The sequence below is a fragment of the Streptomyces chlorus genome, assembly GCF_042655885.1.
Classification (GTDB): Bacteria; Actinomycetota; Actinomycetes; order Streptomycetales; family Streptomycetaceae; genus Streptomyces; species Streptomyces chlorus.
In genome coordinates, this window is record NZ_JBHSOA010000032.1 from 85,161 (window position 1) to 102,814 (window position 17,654).

Annotated in this window: 15 protein-coding genes; 1 reads left to right on the forward strand and 14 read right to left on the reverse strand. The window is 71.3% G+C overall.

Going from position 1 to position 17,654, the window contains the following annotated elements; translation table 11 throughout:
- Positions 1–91: 91 nt before the first annotated feature.
- From ACFPZI_RS15900 to pyrR, 14 genes are all read right to left on the reverse strand, one after another.
- On the reverse strand, positions 92–2,251 hold the full coding sequence (locus ACFPZI_RS15900; protein WP_381363550.1) for a primosomal protein N': 2,160 nt from the start codon (positions 2,249–2,251) through the stop codon (positions 92–94).
- Positions 2,252–2,388: 137 nt separating this feature from the next.
- Positions 2,389–3,597, reverse strand: coding sequence for a methionine adenosyltransferase (gene metK, locus ACFPZI_RS15905; protein WP_381363552.1), 1,209 nt, complete (start codon positions 3,595–3,597; stop codon positions 2,389–2,391).
- Between the two features lie 246 nt (positions 3,598–3,843).
- A complete protein-coding gene (gene coaBC / locus ACFPZI_RS15910; protein ID WP_381363554.1) occupies positions 3,844–5,046 on the reverse strand; it encodes a bifunctional phosphopantothenoylcysteine decarboxylase/phosphopantothenate--cysteine ligase CoaBC in 1,203 nt (400 codons plus the stop codon).
- Between the two features lie 202 nt (positions 5,047–5,248).
- Entirely contained in the window at positions 5,249–5,521 is a 273-nt protein-coding gene (rpoZ, locus tag ACFPZI_RS15915; protein ID WP_055570801.1) for a DNA-directed RNA polymerase subunit omega, read from the reverse strand.
- A gap of 73 nt (positions 5,522–5,594) precedes the next feature.
- Positions 5,595–6,188 carry a guanylate kinase gene (gmk, locus tag ACFPZI_RS15920; protein WP_381363556.1) on the reverse strand — a complete coding sequence of 198 codons (594 nt, stop codon included), beginning with the start codon at positions 6,186–6,188 and terminating at the stop codon, positions 5,595–5,597.
- A gap of 37 nt (positions 6,189–6,225) precedes the next feature.
- A complete protein-coding gene (locus ACFPZI_RS15925; RefSeq protein WP_006382163.1) occupies positions 6,226–6,549 on the reverse strand; it encodes an integration host factor in 324 nt (107 codons plus the stop codon).
- A gap of 256 nt (positions 6,550–6,805) precedes the next feature.
- Positions 6,806–7,651: an orotidine-5'-phosphate decarboxylase gene (gene pyrF / locus ACFPZI_RS15930; protein ID WP_381363558.1), complete on the reverse strand. Its 846-nt coding sequence runs from the start codon at positions 7,649–7,651 to the stop codon at positions 6,806–6,808.
- The gene (locus ACFPZI_RS15935) at positions 7,648–8,754 is read right to left on the reverse strand and encodes a quinone-dependent dihydroorotate dehydrogenase (protein WP_381363560.1); all 1,107 of its coding nucleotides are present in this window, start codon (positions 8,752–8,754) and stop codon (positions 7,648–7,650) included. The genes pyrF and ACFPZI_RS15935 overlap by 4 nt, the downstream gene beginning before the upstream one ends.
- Before the next feature lie 75 nt (positions 8,755–8,829).
- Positions 8,830–12,153: a carbamoyl-phosphate synthase large subunit gene (gene carB / locus ACFPZI_RS15940; RefSeq protein WP_381363561.1), complete on the reverse strand. Its 3,324-nt coding sequence runs from the start codon at positions 12,151–12,153 to the stop codon at positions 8,830–8,832.
- Entirely contained in the window at positions 12,146–13,288 is a 1,143-nt protein-coding gene (gene carA / locus ACFPZI_RS15945; RefSeq protein ID WP_381363563.1) for a glutamine-hydrolyzing carbamoyl-phosphate synthase small subunit, read from the reverse strand. Before carA ends, carB begins: the two co-directional genes overlap by 8 nt.
- Positions 13,285–13,905 carry a PH-like domain-containing protein gene (locus tag ACFPZI_RS15950; RefSeq protein ID WP_381363565.1) on the reverse strand — a complete coding sequence of 207 codons (621 nt, stop codon included), beginning with the start codon at positions 13,903–13,905 and terminating at the stop codon, positions 13,285–13,287. The genes carA and ACFPZI_RS15950 overlap by 4 nt, the downstream gene beginning before the upstream one ends.
- Positions 13,902–15,215: a dihydroorotase gene (locus ACFPZI_RS15955; RefSeq protein WP_381363566.1), complete on the reverse strand. Its 1,314-nt coding sequence runs from the start codon at positions 15,213–15,215 to the stop codon at positions 13,902–13,904. The genes ACFPZI_RS15950 and ACFPZI_RS15955 overlap by 4 nt, the downstream gene beginning before the upstream one ends.
- Positions 15,216–15,219: 4 nt before the next feature.
- A complete protein-coding gene (locus ACFPZI_RS15960; protein WP_381363567.1) occupies positions 15,220–16,203 on the reverse strand; it encodes an aspartate carbamoyltransferase catalytic subunit in 984 nt (327 codons plus the stop codon).
- Positions 16,204–16,309: 106 nt separating this feature from the next.
- Positions 16,310–16,867: a bifunctional pyr operon transcriptional regulator/uracil phosphoribosyltransferase PyrR gene (pyrR, locus tag ACFPZI_RS15965; RefSeq protein WP_381363569.1), complete on the reverse strand. Its 558-nt coding sequence runs from the start codon at positions 16,865–16,867 to the stop codon at positions 16,310–16,312.
- A gap of 274 nt (positions 16,868–17,141) precedes the next feature.
- Between pyrR and bldD the strand changes: the two genes are divergently transcribed.
- Positions 17,142–17,645: a transcriptional regulator BldD gene (bldD, locus tag ACFPZI_RS15970; protein ID WP_055572227.1), complete on the forward strand. Its 504-nt coding sequence runs from the start codon at positions 17,142–17,144 to the stop codon at positions 17,643–17,645.
- The last annotated feature ends 9 nt before the right edge of the window (positions 17,646–17,654 follow it).

The following is a 17,654-nucleotide window of genomic DNA, read 5'->3' on the forward strand; positions in this document are numbered from 1 at the left end:
CGCCCGTCCTCGGCCCTTCCGGACGCAACCGCGCCCGGGAGGGCAGCACTCCCCAGTCTGCTCGCCCCAGCCGTTTCCCGGCCCGCACTCCTCAGCCGATGTCGGGCGGGTCGATTCGTACCCACACCGGTTCGTCGCTGCCGCGGGCCATGCGGGCCGCCTGGGCGGACTTCAGGGCGGCGGTCAGCGCGGCTCCCCTACCCGGGGGTACCCGGATCAGGGCCCGCCCCCATTGATCCCCGGGCGGCGGGCCGCCGGGGCGCCGCGGGCGGCCCGCGGGGGTGACGGGCAGCGGGACGGGCCCCAGTACCTCCGCCTCCCCGGGGAGTTCGGCCGCGCGGAGGAATCCGGCCACGGCCTCCTCCGGCCCCGAGACCGCCGCCATCCTCGACACCGGCGGGAAGCCCAGTTCGGCCCGCTCCCCCAGCTCCCGTACCGCGTGTCCGACGGGGTCCCACCGCACCAGCGCCTGCACGGGCCGCAGGGTCGGCTCGGCGACCACCACGACCGTGCCGCCCTTTGCTTGTGGACGCACCAGCGCCGCCGCGCCGATCCAGCGGCGCAGCGCGTCCTCCCCGGCCCGCAGATCGGGTCGGCTCAGCATCGCCCAGCCGTCCAGCAGCAGCGCCGCCGCGTACCCGCCCTCGGCGACCGGCTCGGCCCCCGGCGTGCTCACCACCAGCGCGGGCGCATCCGGCACCGTGTCCAGCACATGCTCGCGCCCGGAGGTGCGCACCGGCACTGCGGGGAAGGCCCGGCCCAGCTCCTCGGCGGTCCGGCGCGCCCCCACCACCTGGGCCCGCAGCCGGAACCCGCCGCACTCCGGGCAGTGCCAGCCGCCCTCCTCGCGCCGCCCGCACCAGCCGCACCGCAGATCGTCGGCGCCGGGTGCCTCCATCGGCCCCGAGCAGTGCCGGCACCGCGCCGGGGTACGGCAGCCCGCGCACGCCATCCGCGGGACATAGCCGCGCCGGGGCACCTGCACGAGCACCGGCCCGTGCCGCAGCCCCTCCCGGACGGCCTGCCAGGCGAGCGACGGCAGCCGGGCGGCGCGGGCGGCCTCGTCCCGCGCGAGATCCCCGTCCCCGACGGTCCGCACCAGCGGGGCGGCGGCCCGTACCTGGTCCCTTCCGGAGACCAGGGGTCCGGCCCAGCCGGTCTCCACCAGCTGGGCGGTCTCCACCGTGCAGCTCCAACTGCCCACCAGAAAACCGCACTTGTCCTGGGCCGCCCGCAGCAGCAGCACCTCACGCGCGTGCGGCTGCGGGGCATGCTGCTCACTGTGGCTGTCGTCACCGTCGTCCCAGAGCGCGACCAGTCCGAGGTCCTGGACGGGCGCGAACATCGCCGCGCGGGTGCCGATCACGGCGCGCACGGAGCCGCGGCGCACGGCGAGCCACTGTGCGTACCGCTTCTCGGGCCCGGCGTCGGCGGTCAGCACCGCGTGCCGCCCCTTGCCCAGGAGCTCGGTGAGCGCGGCGTCGACGCGGGCGACGGTCCGTCCGTCCGGCAGGACCACGAGGGCGCCGCGGCCGGAGGCCAGCGTTGCCGCGACCGCGCGGGCCAGCTCCTCGCTCCAGAGCGGTCCGGGCAGCGCGTTCCACACGGCGCGCGGAGCGCCGCCGTTGGCCAGCGACCGGAGGAAGGCGGGCCCTTGCTCGTACCGGGCCCAGGAGCCCGGCTCGGGTGCCGGGGGCGGCGGCGCCGGGTCGGGCGAGGTCCGCCGCTCGGCGCGTGCGCTGCGCGGCGGCACGGCGAGCTGGAGCACGTCGGCGAGGCTGCCCGCGTACCGGTCGGCGACCGCGCGGGCCAGCCCCAGCAGCTCCTCGCTCAGGACCGGCTCGGGCGAGACCACCTGGGCGAGGGCGGCCAGCGGCCCCGAGTAGTCGGACTCGGCGAGCCGCTCGACCAGGAACCCGTCGATGAGTCCGCCGCCCTCGCGGCGCCCCTCACGTACCCGGTGCCGGCCGGCCCCGAACCGCACCCGCACCCGGACGCCCGGCTGTGCGTCGGCGTCGAGTTCCTCGGGCACGGCGTAGTCGAAGTACCGGTCGAGATGCAGTACGCCCTTGTCGACGAGGACGCGCGCGACCGGCAGGTGCCCGGCGAGCGCGGCGCCCCGCCAGGTCCGCGGCTTGGCCCGGGGCGTGTCGGTCTTGCGCACGGTCTCCCGGATGAGCGCGAGCTGCTCGGGCGGCGCGCCCTGCGCATCGCCGTCCGCCTGTCCGCTCCCGCCGTTCTCGCTGCTCACGCCTGCATTCTTACCAAACGGCGCTGACACACGACGGCCGCTGCGACCTCAAGCGGTACGCCGGGGCCGCGCACACGCCGAGGCCCCGGAGCCCCCGAGGGGGACGCCGGGGCCTCGGGAAGGCGCCGGAGCGCGGACTACAGCCCCGCCGCCTTGCGCAGCGCGTCCACGCGGTCGGTGCGCTCCCAGGTGAAGTCGGGCAGCTCACGGCCGAAGTGGCCGTAGGCGGCGGTCTGGGAGTAGATCGGGCGGAGCAGATCCAGGTCACGGATGATGGCGGCCGGACGGAGGTCGAACACGTCCTCGATCGCCCGCTCGATCCGCTCGGTGTCGACCTTGGCGGTGCCGAAGGTCTCCACGAACAGACCGACCGGCTCGGCCTTGCCGATGGCGTACGCCACCTGGACCTCGCAGCGGGAGGCCAGGCCGGCCGCGACCACGTTCTTGGCGACCCAGCGCATCGCGTACGCCGCCGAGCGGTCCACCTTGGACGGGTCCTTGCCGGAGAAGGCACCACCGCCGTGCCGGGCCATGCCGCCGTACGTGTCGATGATGATCTTGCGACCGGTGAGGCCCGCGTCGCCCATCGGGCCGCCGATCTCGAAGCGGCCGGTGGGGTTGACCAGCAGACGGTACTTCTCGGTGTCCAGCTTGATGCCCTCGTCCAGCAGCGCCTTCAGCTCCGGCTCCACGACGAACTCGCGGATGTCGGGGGCGAGCAGCGACTCGAGGTCGATGTCGGAGGCGTGCTGCGAGGAGACCACGACGGTGTCGAGACGGACGGCCTTGTCGCCGTCGTACTCGATGGTGACCTGGGTCTTTCCGTCCGGGCGCAGGTAGGGGATGGTGCCGTTCTTGCGCACCTCGGACAGACGCTTGGAGAGGCGGTGCGCGAGGAAGACCGGCAGCGGCATCAGCGTCGGCGTCTCGTCCGTCGCGTAACCGAACATCAGGCCCTGGTCACCGGCGCCCTGCCGGTCCAGCTCGTCCTCGTCGCCTTCGACCCGGGACTCGTACGCGGTGTCGACACCCTGGGCGATGTCCGGGGACTGGGCGCCGATGGACACCGACACGCCGCAGGAGGCGCCGTCGAAGCCCTTCTTCGAGGAGTCGTAACCGATCTCCAGGATCTTCTCGCGCACCAGCTGCGCGATCGGTGCGTAGGCCTTGGTCGTGACCTCGCCGGCCACGTGCACCAGGCCGGTGGTGATCAGGGTCTCGACAGCGACGCGGGAGTTCGGGTCCTCGCGGAGCAGCGCGTCGAGAATGGTGTCGCTGATCTGGTCAGCGATCTTGTCGGGGTGACCCTCGGTCACGGACTCCGAGGTGAAGAGACGACGGGACACAACGCTCCCTGTGGTTGCAGCGGCTGCTGGCTGATCATTGGCGGACGGCAGGGGCTGCACCACACACCGTCCGTGGACAGTTTATCGGTCGCGCCTCGCCACGGGTCCCCCTGTCTCGCCTCTCGGGAACCCCCGTGACCTGCGGCATGGGCATTCTGCCCATGCCGGGGCGTGTTGGCCAGAGGCGCCACGCCCCGGCGGCAAGGTTTAGGGGTCCTTGCAGCATCGGCCCCTGCCGCGGATGCTTCAGCCCAGGCGCCCGGCCACGAGGTCCCAGACCGTGTCGGCCAGGGCTTCCTTGGGTCCGTGCGCCACGGACGTCTCGCTGCCGTCGGCGCCCAGCACCACGGCCTCGTTCTCCTCGGAGCCGAACGTCTTGTGCTCACCGACCTCGTTGACCACGAGCAGATCGCAGCCCTTGCGCTTCAGCTTGGCCCGTCCGTTGGCGAGCACGTCGTCCGTCTCCGCGGCGAAACCGACGACCACCTGTCCGGGGCGGGGCCGGTCGGCGGAGATCTCGGCGAGAATGTCCGGGTTGCGCACCAGGGCGACGGGCTCGGGTTCCCGGCCGTCCTGCTTCTTGATCTTCCCGGCCGCGTACGCCGCGGGGCGGAAGTCGGCGACCGCGGCGGCCATGACCACCGCGTCGGCGTCGGCAGCGGCCCGGAGCACTTCCTCGCGCAGTTGTACGGCGGTCTCGACGGGGACGACGTCCACGCCCGCCGGATCGGGCAGCGCGGCGTTGGCCGCGATCAGGGTGACCCGTGCGCCCCGCGCGACGGCGGTCCGGGCGAGCGCGTAGCCCTGCTTGCCGGAGGAGCGGTTGCCGAGGAAGCGGACGGGGTCGAGGGGCTCCCGGGTGCCGCCGGCGCTGACCACGACGTGTCGGCCTCTCAGGTCGGGCTCGGTGACGCCCCGGGCCAGTACCCGGCGGCAGACCTCGAAGATCTCGCCCGGGTCGGGCAGCCGGCCCTTGCCGCTGTCGGCGCCGGTGAGCCGGCCCACCGCCGGTTCGACGACGACGGCACCGCGCCGGCGCAGGGTCGCCACATTGTCCTGCGTGGCCGGGTGCTCCCACATCTCGGTGTGCATGGCGGGGGCGAAGACCACGGGGCAGCGGGCGGTGAGCAGGGTGTTGGTGAGGAGGTCGTCGGCCAGGCCGTGCGCCGCCTTCGCCAGCATGTCCGCGGTGGCCGGGGCGACCACGACCAGGTCGGCGTGCTGCCCGATGCGGACGTGCGGCACCTCGTGGACGTCGTCCCACACCCCGGTCGAGACCGGGTGGCCGGAGAGCGCCGACCAGGTGGCGGCGCCGACGAAGTGCAGCGCGGAGGCGGTGGGGACGACGCGGACGTCGTGCCCCGACTCCGTCAGCCGCCTGAGCAGCTCACATGCCTTGTACGCGGCGATGCCGCCGCTGACGCCCAGAACGACCTTCGGCTTGTCCACGTCTCTCCCGTCTCTCCCCGGAATATCGGCCCTGTGCGCGCCGGAGACGGCCGCACATCCCTCATGCTCGCACCACTGCGGGAACGGCCCCGTGCCCCCAACCACACCACAGGCCCGGCAGACGTGCTGCCGGGCCTGTGGAAAAGTCGGCCGAGAGTCACTGATATGACTTTCGGAACCGTGCGACTTACTGAACTGCGACTTACTGAACGGGGCCTTCGATGGCCTCGGAGGTCAGCAGTCCCGCGTTGATCTCGCGCAGGGCGATCGAGAGCGGCTTCTCGTGGACGTGGGTGTCGACGAGGGGACCGACGTACTCGAGGAGACCCTCGCCGAGCTGCGAGTAGTACGCGTTGATCTGGCGAGCCCGCTTGGCCGCGTAGATCACGAGGCTGTACTTCGAGTCCGTGGCCTCGAGAAGCTCGTCGATCGGCGGGTTGATGATGCCCTCGGGCGTGGAGATGGAAGAGGACACGCTCTACCTTCCGATGGATGGGAAAGAATCAGTCTGCATGATCGCTGAATGACCGTTGAGGAAACGCTGACGATCACACGACGTTCATCAAGGCTAGCAGCTCGCGGGCCACGCCCTCGACGGAGGTGTTGACCAGGGTCGTATCGAACTCCGGCTCGGCCGCCAGTTCGACCTTCGCGGCCTCCAGCCGGCGCTCGACCACCTCGGGCGACTCGGTGCCCCGGCCGGTGAGCCGGCGCACCAGTTCCTCCCAGGAGGGAGGGGCGAGGAAGACCAGCTGGGCCTCGGTCATGGACGCGCGGACCTGGCGGGCGCCCTGCAGGTCGATCTCCAGGAGGACGGGCAGGCCCGACTCCAGGTGCTCGAGCACCGCCGCGCGCGGTGTGCCGTAGCGGTTGCCGGCGAACTCGGCCCACTCGAGCAGCTCACCGTTGGCGATCAGCTTGTCCATCTCGTCGTCGGTGACGAAGAAGTAGTGGACCCCGTCGCGCTCACCGGGGCGCGGCTTGCGGGTCGTCGCCGACACCGAGAGCCAGACCTCGGGGTGCGCCTTGCGCATATGCGCGACGACCGTGCTCTTGCCGACCCCCGAGGGGCCGGAGAGCACGGTCAGCCGCGGACGTACGTCCGGGGGTACGGGGGTAGTCCCCCGGGGTGTTGCAGCCATGCGGTGATTATTCCAGCAATCCCGGTATGCCCGGGACTCAGGAGCCGGTGCTGCCGAACTCGCGCTCCAGGGAGGCGATCTGGTTCGAGCCGAGACCACGCACACGGCGGCTCTCGGAGATACCCAGTCGCTCCATGATCTGCTTGGCGCGGACCTTGCCCACGCCCGGCAGGGACTCGAGCAGGGCGGAGACCTTCATCTTGCCGATGACGTCGTTCTCCCGACCCTGCTTGATGACCTCGTGCAGGGAGGCGCCGGAGTGCTTGAGTCGATTCTTGACCTCGGCCCGCTCCCGGCGAGCCGCGGCGGCCTTTTCGAGCGCGGCTGCGCGCTGTTCAGGGGTAAGGGGCGGAAGAGCCACGCCTACGTCACCTCGGATGTCGAACTGTCGGATACGGACCGGTGAGGAACCTAGTCGCCCCACACCAGGGGAGCCACGAGCAACACGCTTGCCCGTTCACTCTCCGTCGGAGACTAGCTGCCAACTCCGTCTGAGTCAGCGAGAACAGCGGAAAAGTCCAGGTCAGGATCGATGATGGCGGACATTTAAGGGCATAGCGACCGGGTTTTTTTATCGCATGCGGTCCTGGCGCGCTCCTGCTTCCCTCGTCGGAGGCTCAGACCGCCGCCACGGCCGTCCTGATCTCCTCCGCGAACCGCTCCGCGGCATCACGCAGCGCGACCACGTCGGCACCGTGACGCAACACTCCCCGGCTGACGTTCGGCACGACGTTGCGCACCGCCGGGCCGAAGACCGCCGGGAGATCCGCCGCCGTGGCTCCCTGGGCGCCGATGCCAGGCGCGAGCAGCGGACCGTTGATGTCCAGATCGTACGACGACAGGTCGCCGAGCGTCGCGCCGACGACGGCGCCGAAGGACCCCAGGGGCGTCTCCCCCGCGTTCTCGGCGGCCAGGTGGCCGAGCATGGTCGCGCCCACGCTGCGTCCGTCGGCCCGTACTGCGTGCTGCACCTCGCCGCCCTCCGGGTTGGAGGTCAGCGCCAGGACGAACAGTCCCGTGCCGCTCTCACGGGCCAGCGCCACCGCCGGGCTCAGCGAGCCGTAGCCGAGGTACGGGGAGACGGTCAGCGCGTCCGAGAACAGCGGGGAGTCCGGGTGCAGGAAGGACTCGGCGTAAGCGGCCATGGTGGAGCCGATGTCGCCGCGCTTGGCGTCCATGACGACCAGCGCACCGGCCGCCCGTGCCTGAGCGACCGACGTCTCCAGCACCGCGATGCCGCGCGAGCCGAAGCGCTCGAAGAACGCGCTCTGCGGCTTGAGCACGGCGACCCGGTCCGCGACCGCCTCGACGACCGTGCGGCTGAACCGCTCCAGACCGGCCACGTCGTCGTTCAGGCCCCACTCGGCGAGCAGGGCGGCGTGCGGGTCGATGCCGACGCACAGCGGGCCGCGCTCGTCCATGGCCCGGCGCAGGCGCGCTCCGAAGGGTTCCGGCCCGCTCATACCGTTGTCCTCACGTCGGCGCCCACCGCGTCGGCGAGCGTGTCGTACGGGCTGGTGCGCAGACGCGCGGCGAGCCCCTTGTGGAGGGTGCGGGCCCAGAAGGGTCCCTCATAGATGAACGCGCTGTAGCCCTGGACCAGGGTGGCGCCGGCCAGGATGCGCTGCCAGGCGTCCTCGCCGTTCTCGATGCCGCCGACACCGACCAGGGTGATCCGGTCGCCCACGCGCGCGTACAGGCGGCGCAGCACCTGAAGGGAGCGTGCCTTCAGGGGCGCGCCGGACAGGCCGCCGGCCTCCTGGACAGCGGCGGGTTCGGACCGCAGACCGAGCCCCGCGCGCGCGATGGTGGTGTTCGTGGCGATGATCCCGTCCAGGCCGAGCTCCACGGCCAGGTCGGCGACCGCGTCGATGTCCTCGTCGGCGAGGTCCGGGGCGATCTTCACCAGCAGCGGCACCCGGCGGGCGGGGACGGCGCGGTCGGCGGCCTCGCGGACGGCGGTGAGCAGCGGGCGCAGATGGCCGACGGCCTGGAGGTCGCGCAGGCCGGGAGTGTTCGGCGAGGAGACGTTGACCACCAGGTAGTCGGCGTACGGCGCCAGCCGCTCGGCGGACTTCACGTAGTCGCCGACGGCCTCGGCCTCGGGCACGGCCTTGGTCTTGCCGATGTTGACGCCGACGACCGTCCTGAAGACGGGTGTGCGGGAGGCCAGGCGGGCGGCGACGGCCAGCGAGCCCTCGTTGTTGAAGCCCATGCGGTTGATCAGCGCGCGGTCCGCCACCAGCCGGAACAGCCGCTTCTTCGGGTTGCCGGGCTGCGGCTCGCCGGTCACCGTGCCGATCTCGACGTGGTCGAAGCCGAGCATCGCCATGCCGTCGACGCCGACGGCGTTCTTGTCGAAGCCGGCGGCGAGCCCGAAGGGACTGTGCAGCCGCAGCCCGAGGGCCTCGGTGCGCAGTTCCCTGTGGCGGGGCGCGAGCGCGGCGGCGACGAAGGTGCGCAGGCCGGGGACGCGCGCGACGAGCCGGATCCAGCGGAAGGCGAGGTGATGGGCCCGCTCCGGATCCATCCGCCGGAACACCAGAGGGAAGAAGTACTTGTACATGTCTGTGTCCTCGTGAAGAGCCTGAAGAGCCTCATGAAGAGGGGGACACCGTTTCCGGTGTCCCCCTCGGGACGGTCAGTCGCGGGCCGCTGTCAGATGGTGCGCGTGTTCCTGGAGCGAGCGGACGCCGACCTCGCCGCGGTTGAGGGCGTCGATGCCCTGGACCGCGGCGGCGAGCGCCTGGACCGTCGTCAGGCACGGCACGGACCGCGCCACGGCGGCCGTACGGATGTCGTAGCCGTCGAGGCGTCCGCCGGTGCCGTACGGCGTGTTGACGATGAGGTCGACCTCGCCGTCGTGGATCAGCTGGACGATGGTCTTCTCACCGTTCGGGCCGGTGCCCTCGGACTGCTTGCGCACGACGGTGGCGTTGATGCCGTTGCGCTTGAGGACCTCGGCGGTACCGGAGGTGGCCAACAGGTCGAAGCCGTGGGCGACGAGCTCACGCGCGGGGAAGATCATCGAGCGCTTGTCCCGGTTGGCGACCGAGATGAAGGCGCGGCCCTTGGTGGGCAGCGGCCCGTAGGCGCCCGCCTGCGACTTGGCGTACGCGGTGCCGAACGCGGAGTCGATGCCCATGACCTCGCCGGTGGAGCGCATCTCCGGACCGAGGACCGTGTCGACGCCCCGGCCGTGGATGTCGCGGAAGCGCGACCACGGCAGCACAGCCTCCTTGACGGAGATCGGCGCGTCGAGCGGGATGTCGCCGCCGTCGCCCCGGGCCGGGAGCAGGCCCTCCGCGCGGAGCTCGGCGACGGTCGCGCCGAGCGAGATCCGGGCGGCCGCCTTGGCCAGCGGCACCGCCGTCGCCTTCGAGGTGAAGGGGACGGTGCGCGAGGCGCGCGGGTTGGCCTCCAGGACGTAGAGGACGTCCCCGGACAGCGCGAACTGGATGTTGATCAGGCCGCGCACCCCGACGCCGCGCGCGATGGCCTCCGTGGAGGCGCGCAGCCGCTTGATGTCGTGGCCGCCCAGGGTGATCGGGGGCAGGGCGCACGCCGAGTCGCCGGAGTGGATGCCGGCCTCCTCGATGTGCTCCATGACGCCGCCGAGGTAGAGCTCCTCGCCGTCGTAGAGCGCGTCGACGTCGATCTCGATGGCGTCGTCGAGGAACCGGTCGACCAGTACCGGCCGGGAGGGGCTGATCTCGGTCGATTCGGCGATGTAGGACTCGAGGCGGGTCTCGTCGTAGACGATCTCCATGCCGCGGCCGCCGAGCACGTAGGACGGGCGGACGAGGACCGGGTAGCCGATCTCGTCGGCGATGGCCCTGGCCTCGGTGAAGGTGGTGGCGGTGCCGTGCTTGGGGGCCGGCAGGCCGGCCTCCTGGAGGACCTGGCCGAAGGCGCCCCGGTCCTCGGCCGCGTGGATGGCCTCGGGAGGCGTGCCGACGATCGGTACGCCGTTGTCCTTGAGGGCCTGGGAGAGGCCCAGCGGGGTCTGGCCGCCGAGCTGGACGATCACGCCCGCGACGGGGCCGGCCTGCTGCTCCGCGTGGACGATCTCCAGGACGTCCTCCAGGGTGAGCGGCTCGAAGTACAGCCGGTCGGAGGTGTCGTAGTCGGTGGAGACGGTCTCCGGGTTGCAGTTGACCATCACGGTCTCGTACCCGCCAGGAGGATTGGGTGCAGTGCTGAGCGCGAAGGAGGCGTGGACGCAGGAGTAGTCGAACTCGATGCCCTGGCCGATGCGGTTCGGGCCGGAGCCAAGGATGATCACCGCGGGCTTCTCGCGCGGGGCGACCTCGGTCTCCTCGTCGTAGGAGGAGTAGAAGTACGGCGTGTTCGCGGCGAACTCGGCGGCGCAGGTGTCGACGGTCTTGTAGACCGGGCGGATGCCGAGGGCGTGCCGCACCTCGCGGACGACGTCCTCGCGCAGGCCGCGGATCTCCGCGACCTGCTGGTCGGAGAAGCCGTGCCGCTTGGCCTCGGCGAGCAGGTCCGCGGTCAGCTCGGGCGCGGCGGCCAGGTCGTCGGCGATCTCCTTGATGAGGAAGAGCTGGTCGACGAACCAGGGGTCGATCTTCGTGTGCTCGAAGACCTCCTCGGGCGTGGCACCCGCGCGGATGGCCTGCATGACGGCGTTGATGCGGCCGTCGGTCGGGCGGACGGCTTCACGCAGCAACTCGGCCTTGTCGCCGGGCTCGCCGGTGAACGCGAACTGGCTGCCCTTCTTCTCCAGCGAGCGCAGCGCCTTCTGGAACGCCTCGGTGAAGTTGCGGCCGATGGCCATGGCCTCGCCGACCGACTTCATGGTGGTGGTGAGGGTGGAGTCGGCGCTGGGGAACTTCTCGAAGGCGAACCGCGGGGCCTTGACGACCACGTAGTCGAGGGTCGGCTCGAAGGAGGCCGGGGTTTCCTTCGTGATGTCGTTGGGGATCTCGTCGAGGGTGTAGCCGACGGCGAGCTTGGCGGCGATCTTGGCGATCGGGAAGCCGGTCGCCTTGGAGGCCAGGGCCGAGGAGCGCGACACGCGCGGGTTCATCTCGATGACGATGATGCGCCCGTCCTCGGGGTTCACCGCGAACTGGATGTTGCAGCCACCGGTGTCGACGCCGACCTCGCGGATGACGGCGATGCCGATGTCGCGCAGGGTCTGGTACTCGCGGTCGGTCAGCGTCATCGCGGGCGCGACGGTGATGGAGTCGCCGGTGTGCACGCCCATGGGGTCGAAGTTCTCGATGGAGCAGACGACCACGACGTTGTCGTGCTTGTCGCGCATCAGCTCCAGCTCGTACTCCTTCCAGCCGAGGATGGACTCCTCCAGGAGCACCTCGGTGGTCGGTGAGAGGGTGAGGCCCTGTCCGGCGATGCGGCGCAGTTCGTCCTCGTCGTGGGCGAAGCCGGAGCCGGCGCCGCCCATGGTGAAGGAGGGGCGGACGACGACCGGGTAGCCGCCGAGCTCGTCGACGCCGGCGAGGACCTCGTCCATGGTGTGGCAGATGACCGAGCGGGCGGACTCGCCGTGCCCGGTCTTCCGGCGGACCTCCGCCACGACGTCCTTGAACAGTTCGCGGTCCTCGCCCTTGTTGATGGCCTCCACGTTGGCGCCGATCAGCTCGACGCCGTACTTCTCCAGGACGCCGTTCTCGGCCAGGGAGATCGCGGTGTTGAGGGCCGTCTGGCCGCCCAGGGTGGGCAGCAGGGCGTCCGGCCGCTCCTTGGCGATGATCTTCTCTACGAACTCGGGGGTGATGGGCTCGACGTAGGTGGCGTCGGCGATCTCCGGGTCGGTCATGATTGTCGCCGGGTTGGAGTTGACCAGGACGACCCGCAGGCCCTCGGTCTTGAGCACCCGGCATGCCTGGGTGCCGGAGTAGTCGAATTCGGCGGCCTGGCCGATGACGATCGGGCCGGAGCCGATGACCAGGACGGACTGGATATCGGTGCGCTTAGGCACGCTGGCCCTCCATCAGGGAAACGAAGCGGTCGAACAGGTGGGCGGCGTCGTGCGGGCCCGCTGCCGCTTCCGGGTGGTACTGAACGCTGAAGGCCGGCCGGTCGAGCAGCCGGAGCCCTTCCACCACGTTGTCGTTGAGGCAGACGTGGGACACCTCGACGCGGCCGAACGGGGTGGCGGTGACCTTGTCGAGGGGCGCGTCGACGGCGAAGCCGTGGTTGTGCGCGGTGATCTCGACCTTGCCGGTCGTACGGTCCTGGACCGGCTGGTTGATGCCGCGGTGGCCGTACTTCAGCTTGAAGGTGCCGAAGCCGAGGGCGCGGCCGAGGATCTGGTTGCCGAAGCAGATCCCGAACAGCGGGGTGCCGCGCTCCAGAACGGCCCGCATCACGGAGACGGGGTGGTCGGCGGTGGCGGGGTCGCCGGGTCCGTTGGAGAAGAACACGCCGTCGGGTTCGACGGCGTAGACGTCGTCCACGGTGGCGTTCGCGGGCAGCACGTGCACCTCGATGCCGCGCTGGGCCATGCGCTGCGCGGTCATGCCCTTGATGCCGAGGTCGACGGCGGCGACGGTGAACTTCTTCTCGCCGACCGCCGGGACGACGTACGGCTCGGTGGTGGCGACCTCGGCTGCGAGGTCGGCGCCCTTCATCGGGGGGACCTCCTGGACGCGGGCCAGCAGCGTGGCGTCGTCCGGCACGGTGTCGCCGCTGAAGATGCCGACGCGCATGGCCCCCCGCTCGCGCAGGTGGCGGGTGAGCGCGCGGGTGTCGATGCCGCTGATGCCGACGACCCCCTGGGCGGCGAGTTCCTCGTCCAGGGAACCGCGGGAGCGCCAGTTGGACGGCACGCGCGCGGGGTCGCGCACGACGTAGCCGGCGACCCAGATCCGCCGGGACTCGGGGTCGTCGTCGTTGACGCCGGTGTTGCCGACGTGCGGGGCGGTCATGACCACGACCTGGCGGTGGTAGGAAGGGTCGGTGAGGGTCTCCTGGTAGCCGGTCATGCCGGTGGAGAACACGGCTTCGCCGAAGGTCTCCCCCACTGCCCCGTAGGCACGGCCGCGAAAGATCCGGCCGTCCTCCAGGACGAGTACGGCGGGAGTCTTGGCGACTCCCCTGGTGGAGGTCGTCATCGTGCGCCTTCCGTTTCCGTCTTGTTGATCATGTCGTTCAGGGTCTTGACCCATGCGTTGTGCTCGGCCGCGTGGTCGGAGCGGAAGCCGGAGTCGATCAGCTTGTCGCCGTGCGCCCAGGTCACGACGAGCAGACCGCCCTCGGTGAGGACCTTGCCGGCGATGCCCTTGTCGAGCCGGGCCTCGCGCAGCGCGGCGACGGGGACGAAGAAATCGCTCGCGCCGGGGCGCACGACGTCCAGTCCCGCGTCCGTCGCGGTGAGCTCGACCCGGCTGCGGGTGCCCAGACCGTGCGCCACGATGCGGTCCAGCCACTGCCCGGCGGTGGTGGAGCCGTGGTAGCGGCCGCTCATCGTCAGTTTCGCCGCAGCCGGCGACTCCGGCATTCCAGGCAGCGGCGGCTCGCCGCCTCGGTTGAGGGTGGTGGTGGGAGACGGGCGGGTGGGCAGCTCGGGCAGGTCGCTCTGGAGGGTGCCGCGCCACTTCCAGCCCTCGCGCATCAGCCAGTAGACGAGCGCGACGAAGAGGGCGAGTCCGACGACCCAGCCGATCCGGGCCGCCCAGTCGGTCACTTCCGCCGATTCCCTCTCGGCGGCCAGCAGGAGTACAGGTGTCACGTGAGCTTCCCGTCGATGAGCGTGGCCGTGCCCCGGAGCCAGGTGTGCGTGACACGGCCCGGCAGCTCGCGGCCCTCGTACGGGGTGTTGCGGCTGCGCGAGGCGAAGCCCGCGGGGTCCACGGAACCACGGTATGCCGTGTCGACGAGTGTGAGGTTGGCGGGCTCACCCGCCGAGACGGGGCGGCCGTGGCCCTCGGCCCGTCCGATGCGCGCGGGCGTGAAGGACATCCGGTCGGCGACGCCGGCCCAGTCCAGTAGGCCCGTGTCCACCATGGTCTCCTGGACCACCGACAACGCGGTTTCCAGGCCGACCATGCCCATGGCCGCTGCGGCCCACTCGCAGTCTTTGTCCTCGTGCGGGTGCGGGGCGTGGTCGGTGGCGACGATGTCGATCGTGCCGTCGGCGAGCGCCTCGCGCAGCGCCATGACGTCCCGCTCGGTGCGCAGTGGCGGGTTGACCTTGTAGACCGGGTTGTAGGACCGCACCAGTTCGTCGGTGAGGAGCAGGTGGTGCGGGGTGACCTCGGCGGTGACGTCGATGCCGCGGGACTTGGCCCAGCGGACGATCTCGACGCTGCCCGCGGTCGACAGGTGGCAGATGTGGACGCGGGAGCCGACGTGCTCGGCGAGCAGCACGTCCCGGGCGATGATCGACTCCTCGGCGACGGCCGGCCAGCCGCCCAGGCCCAGCTCGGCGGAGACGACGCCCTCGTTCATCTGGGCGCCCTCGGTCAGCCGGGGCTCCTGCGCGTGCTGGGCGACGACGCCGTCGAAGGCCTTCACGTACTCCAGGGCGCGCCGCATGATCACGGCGTCGTGGACGCACTTGCCGTCGTCGGAGAAGACGGTGACGCCGGCCGCGGACTCGTGCATGGCGCCCAGTTCGGCGAGCGTGCTGCCCTCCAGGCCGACGGTGACGGCGCCGACGGGCCGTACGTCGCAGTAGCCGTGCTCCTTGCCGAGCCGCCAGACCTGCTCGACGACGCCGGCGGTGTCGGCGACGGGGAAGGTGTTGGCCATGGCGAACACGGCGGTGTAGCCGCCGCTCGCCGCCGCGCGGGTGCCGGTCAGCACGGTCTCGGAGTCCTCGCGGCCGGGCTCGCGCAGATGGGTGTGCAGATCGACCAGGCCGGGCAGCAGCACCTTGCCGTCCGCCTCGACAACGGTTACCTCCTGCGCGCCTCCGGCACGACCGGCGCCCTCGGCGCTCAGCCCGGTGCCGACGGCCGCGACGGTCCCGCCGTCGATCAGCACGTCCTGCGGGTCGCCGCCGAGCACCTTCGCACCGCGGATCAGGGTCTTGCTCATTGTGTTACTTCTCCTCCGTGGTGCGGGCGGCGTGGGTGAGGGCGGGTTCTTTGCCCCCGAGCAGCAGGTACAGGACGGCCATCCGGATGGAGACCCCGTTGGTCACCTGTTCGACGACGGTGCAGCGCTCGGAGTCGGCCACCTCGGCGGTGATCTCCATGCCGCGGACCATGGGGCCGGGGTGCATCACGATCGCGTGTTCGGGCATCCGCCGCATGCGCTCGCCGTCGAGGCCGTAGCGCCGTGAGTACTCGCGCTCGGTCGGGAAGAACGCGGCCTTCATGCGCTCGCGCTGCACACGCAGCATCATGACGGCGTCGGACTTGGGCAGGGTGCGGTCGAGGTCGTAGGAGACCTCGCAGGGCCATGCCTCGACGCCGACCGGCAGCAGCGTCGGCGGGGCGACGAGGGTGACCTCGGCGCCGAGGGTGTGCAGCAGGTCGACGTTGGAGCGGGCGACCCGGCTGTGCAGGACGTCGCCGACCAGCGTGATGCGCCGGCCGGAGAGGTCCTGGCCGATCCCGGTGTCCCGGCCGACGAGCCGGCGCCGCATGGTGAAGGCGTCGAGCAGGGCCTGGGTGGGGTGCTGGTGGGTGCCGTCGCCGGCGTTGATGACGTGCGCGTCGATCCAGCCGGAGGTGGCCAGCCGGTACGGGGCCCCGGAGGCGCCGTGCCGGATGACGACGGCGTCGACGCCCATGGCCTCCAGGGTCTGGGCGGTGTCCTTGAGGGACTCGCCCTTGGAGACGCTGGACCCCTTGGCGGTGAAGTTGATCACGTCCGCGGACAGCCGCTTCTCGGCGGCCTCGAAGGAGATCCGGGTCCGGGTGGAGTCCTCGAAGAAGAGGTTGACGACGGTCCGGCCGCGCAGGGTCGGCAGTTTCTTGATCGGCCGGTCGGCGACCCGGGCCATCTCCTCGGCGGTGTCGAGGATCAGGACGGCGTCGTCGCGGGTGAGGTCGGCGGCCGAAATGAGATGACGTTGCATCTTTCAGGCTCCGTAAGGCAGTTCAATCGGAAGAACGGGAGAATCCGGGCAGCTCGGGGCGTGGCGGCGCACCGGGCCGGCGCACGCGGGCGGCGTGCCCGGATCGCTACGGGGAGGGCTGCTTGGCGCCGAGCAGCACGGTGTCGCGACCGTCCTCCTCGGCGAGCAGGACCTTGACCGTCTCCCGCAACGACGTGGGGAGGTTCTTGCCGACGTAGTCGGCGCGGATGGGCAGTTCGCGGTGGCCGCGGTCGACGAGGACGGCGAGCTGCACCGCGCGCGGGCGCCCGATGTCGTTCAGCGCGTCGAGGGCGGCGCGGATGGTGCGCCCGGAGAAGAGCACGTCGTCGACGAGGACGACCAGCCGGCCGTCGATGCCGTCGCCGGGGATCTCGGTGCGGGCCAGCGCACGCGGCGGGTGCATGCGCAGGTCGTCGCGGTACATGGTGATGTCGAGCGAGCCGACCGGGACCTTGCGCTCGGTGACCTGTTCGAGCTTGGCGGCGAGCCGCTGGGCGAGGAAGACGCCCCGGGTCGGGATGCCGAGGAGCACCACGTCGTCGGCGCCCTTGGCGCGCTCGACGATTTCGTGGGCGATGCGGGTCAGTACCCGCGCGATGTCGGGGCCTTCGAGAACGGGCCGCGCATCGGACTGCGTGTCCATGTGAACGGACCTCCTTCTCCGCCTCACGGGACGGACCTTAAAGGACGTCGGAATTGCTTCGCCCACGCTACCAGGTGGGGAGCGACACCCCTGACTCCCCTTTCGCCATCACCGGCCACTCCCTTGGCGCAACGGCTCTCGCCGGACCCGGAAGAGTCGGTGTGGACCATTCGGCTTGACGGGCGAGAGTAACTCTGCGTAACCTCACAGTGAGTTACCAGCCGCGCGGCCCGGAAATCATGCCGGCCGCGTCGACACAGTGCCGGGGAGCTATATGTCCAGCGAATACGCCAAACAGCTCGGGGCCAAGCTCCGCGCGATCCGCACCCAGCAGGGCCTTTCCCTCCACGGTGTCGAGGAGAAGTCCCAGGGCCGCTGGAAGGCGGTCGTGGTGGGTTCGTACGAGCGCGGCGACCGCGCAGTGACCGTGCAGCGTCTTGCCGAGCTGGCGGACTTCTACGGCGTTCCGGTGCAGGAACTGCTTCCTGGTACCACTCCGGGCGGCGCCGCCGAGCCGCCGCCGAAGCTGGTCCTCGACCTGGAGCGGCTGGCCACGGTGCCGCCGGAGAAGGCCGGCCCGCTGCAGCGGTACGCGGCGACGATCCAGTCCCAGCGCGGCGACTACAACGGCAAGGTGCTCTCGATCCGCCAGGACGACCTGCGCACGCTCGCCGTGATCTACGACCAGTCGCCCTCGGTCCTCACCGAGCAGCTGATCAGCTGGGGCGTGCTGGACCCGGACGCGCGCCGTGCGGTCGCCTCGCACGACGAGGGCTGATCGCACCAC

Excerpts from the sequence above, each read along its gene's own strand:
- gmk (WP_381363556.1), bottom strand. The coding sequence starts at position 6,188 with ATGGCTGCAACACCCCGGGGGACTACCCCCGTACCCCCGGACGTACGT.
- pyrF (WP_381363558.1), bottom strand. The coding sequence starts at position 7,651 with ATGAGCGGGCCGGAACCCTTCGGAGCGCGCCTGCGCCGGGCCATGGAC.
- ACFPZI_RS15935 (WP_381363560.1), bottom strand. The coding sequence starts at position 8,754 with ATGTACAAGTACTTCTTCCCTCTGGTGTTCCGGCGGATGGATCCGGAG.
- carA (WP_381363563.1), bottom strand. The coding sequence starts at position 13,288 with ATGACGACCTCCACCAGGGGAGTCGCCAAGACTCCCGCCGTACTCGTC.
- ACFPZI_RS15955 (WP_381363566.1), bottom strand. The coding sequence starts at position 15,215 with ATGAGCAAGACCCTGATCCGCGGTGCGAAGGTGCTCGGCGGCGACCCG.
- ACFPZI_RS15960 (WP_381363567.1), bottom strand. The coding sequence starts at position 16,203 with ATGCAACGTCATCTCATTTCGGCCGCCGACCTCACCCGCGACGACGCC.
- pyrR (WP_381363569.1), bottom strand. The coding sequence starts at position 16,867 with ATGGACACGCAGTCCGATGCGCGGCCCGTTCTCGAAGGCCCCGACATC.
- bldD (WP_055572227.1), top strand. The coding sequence starts at position 17,142 with ATGTCCAGCGAATACGCCAAACAGCTCGGGGCCAAGCTCCGCGCGATC.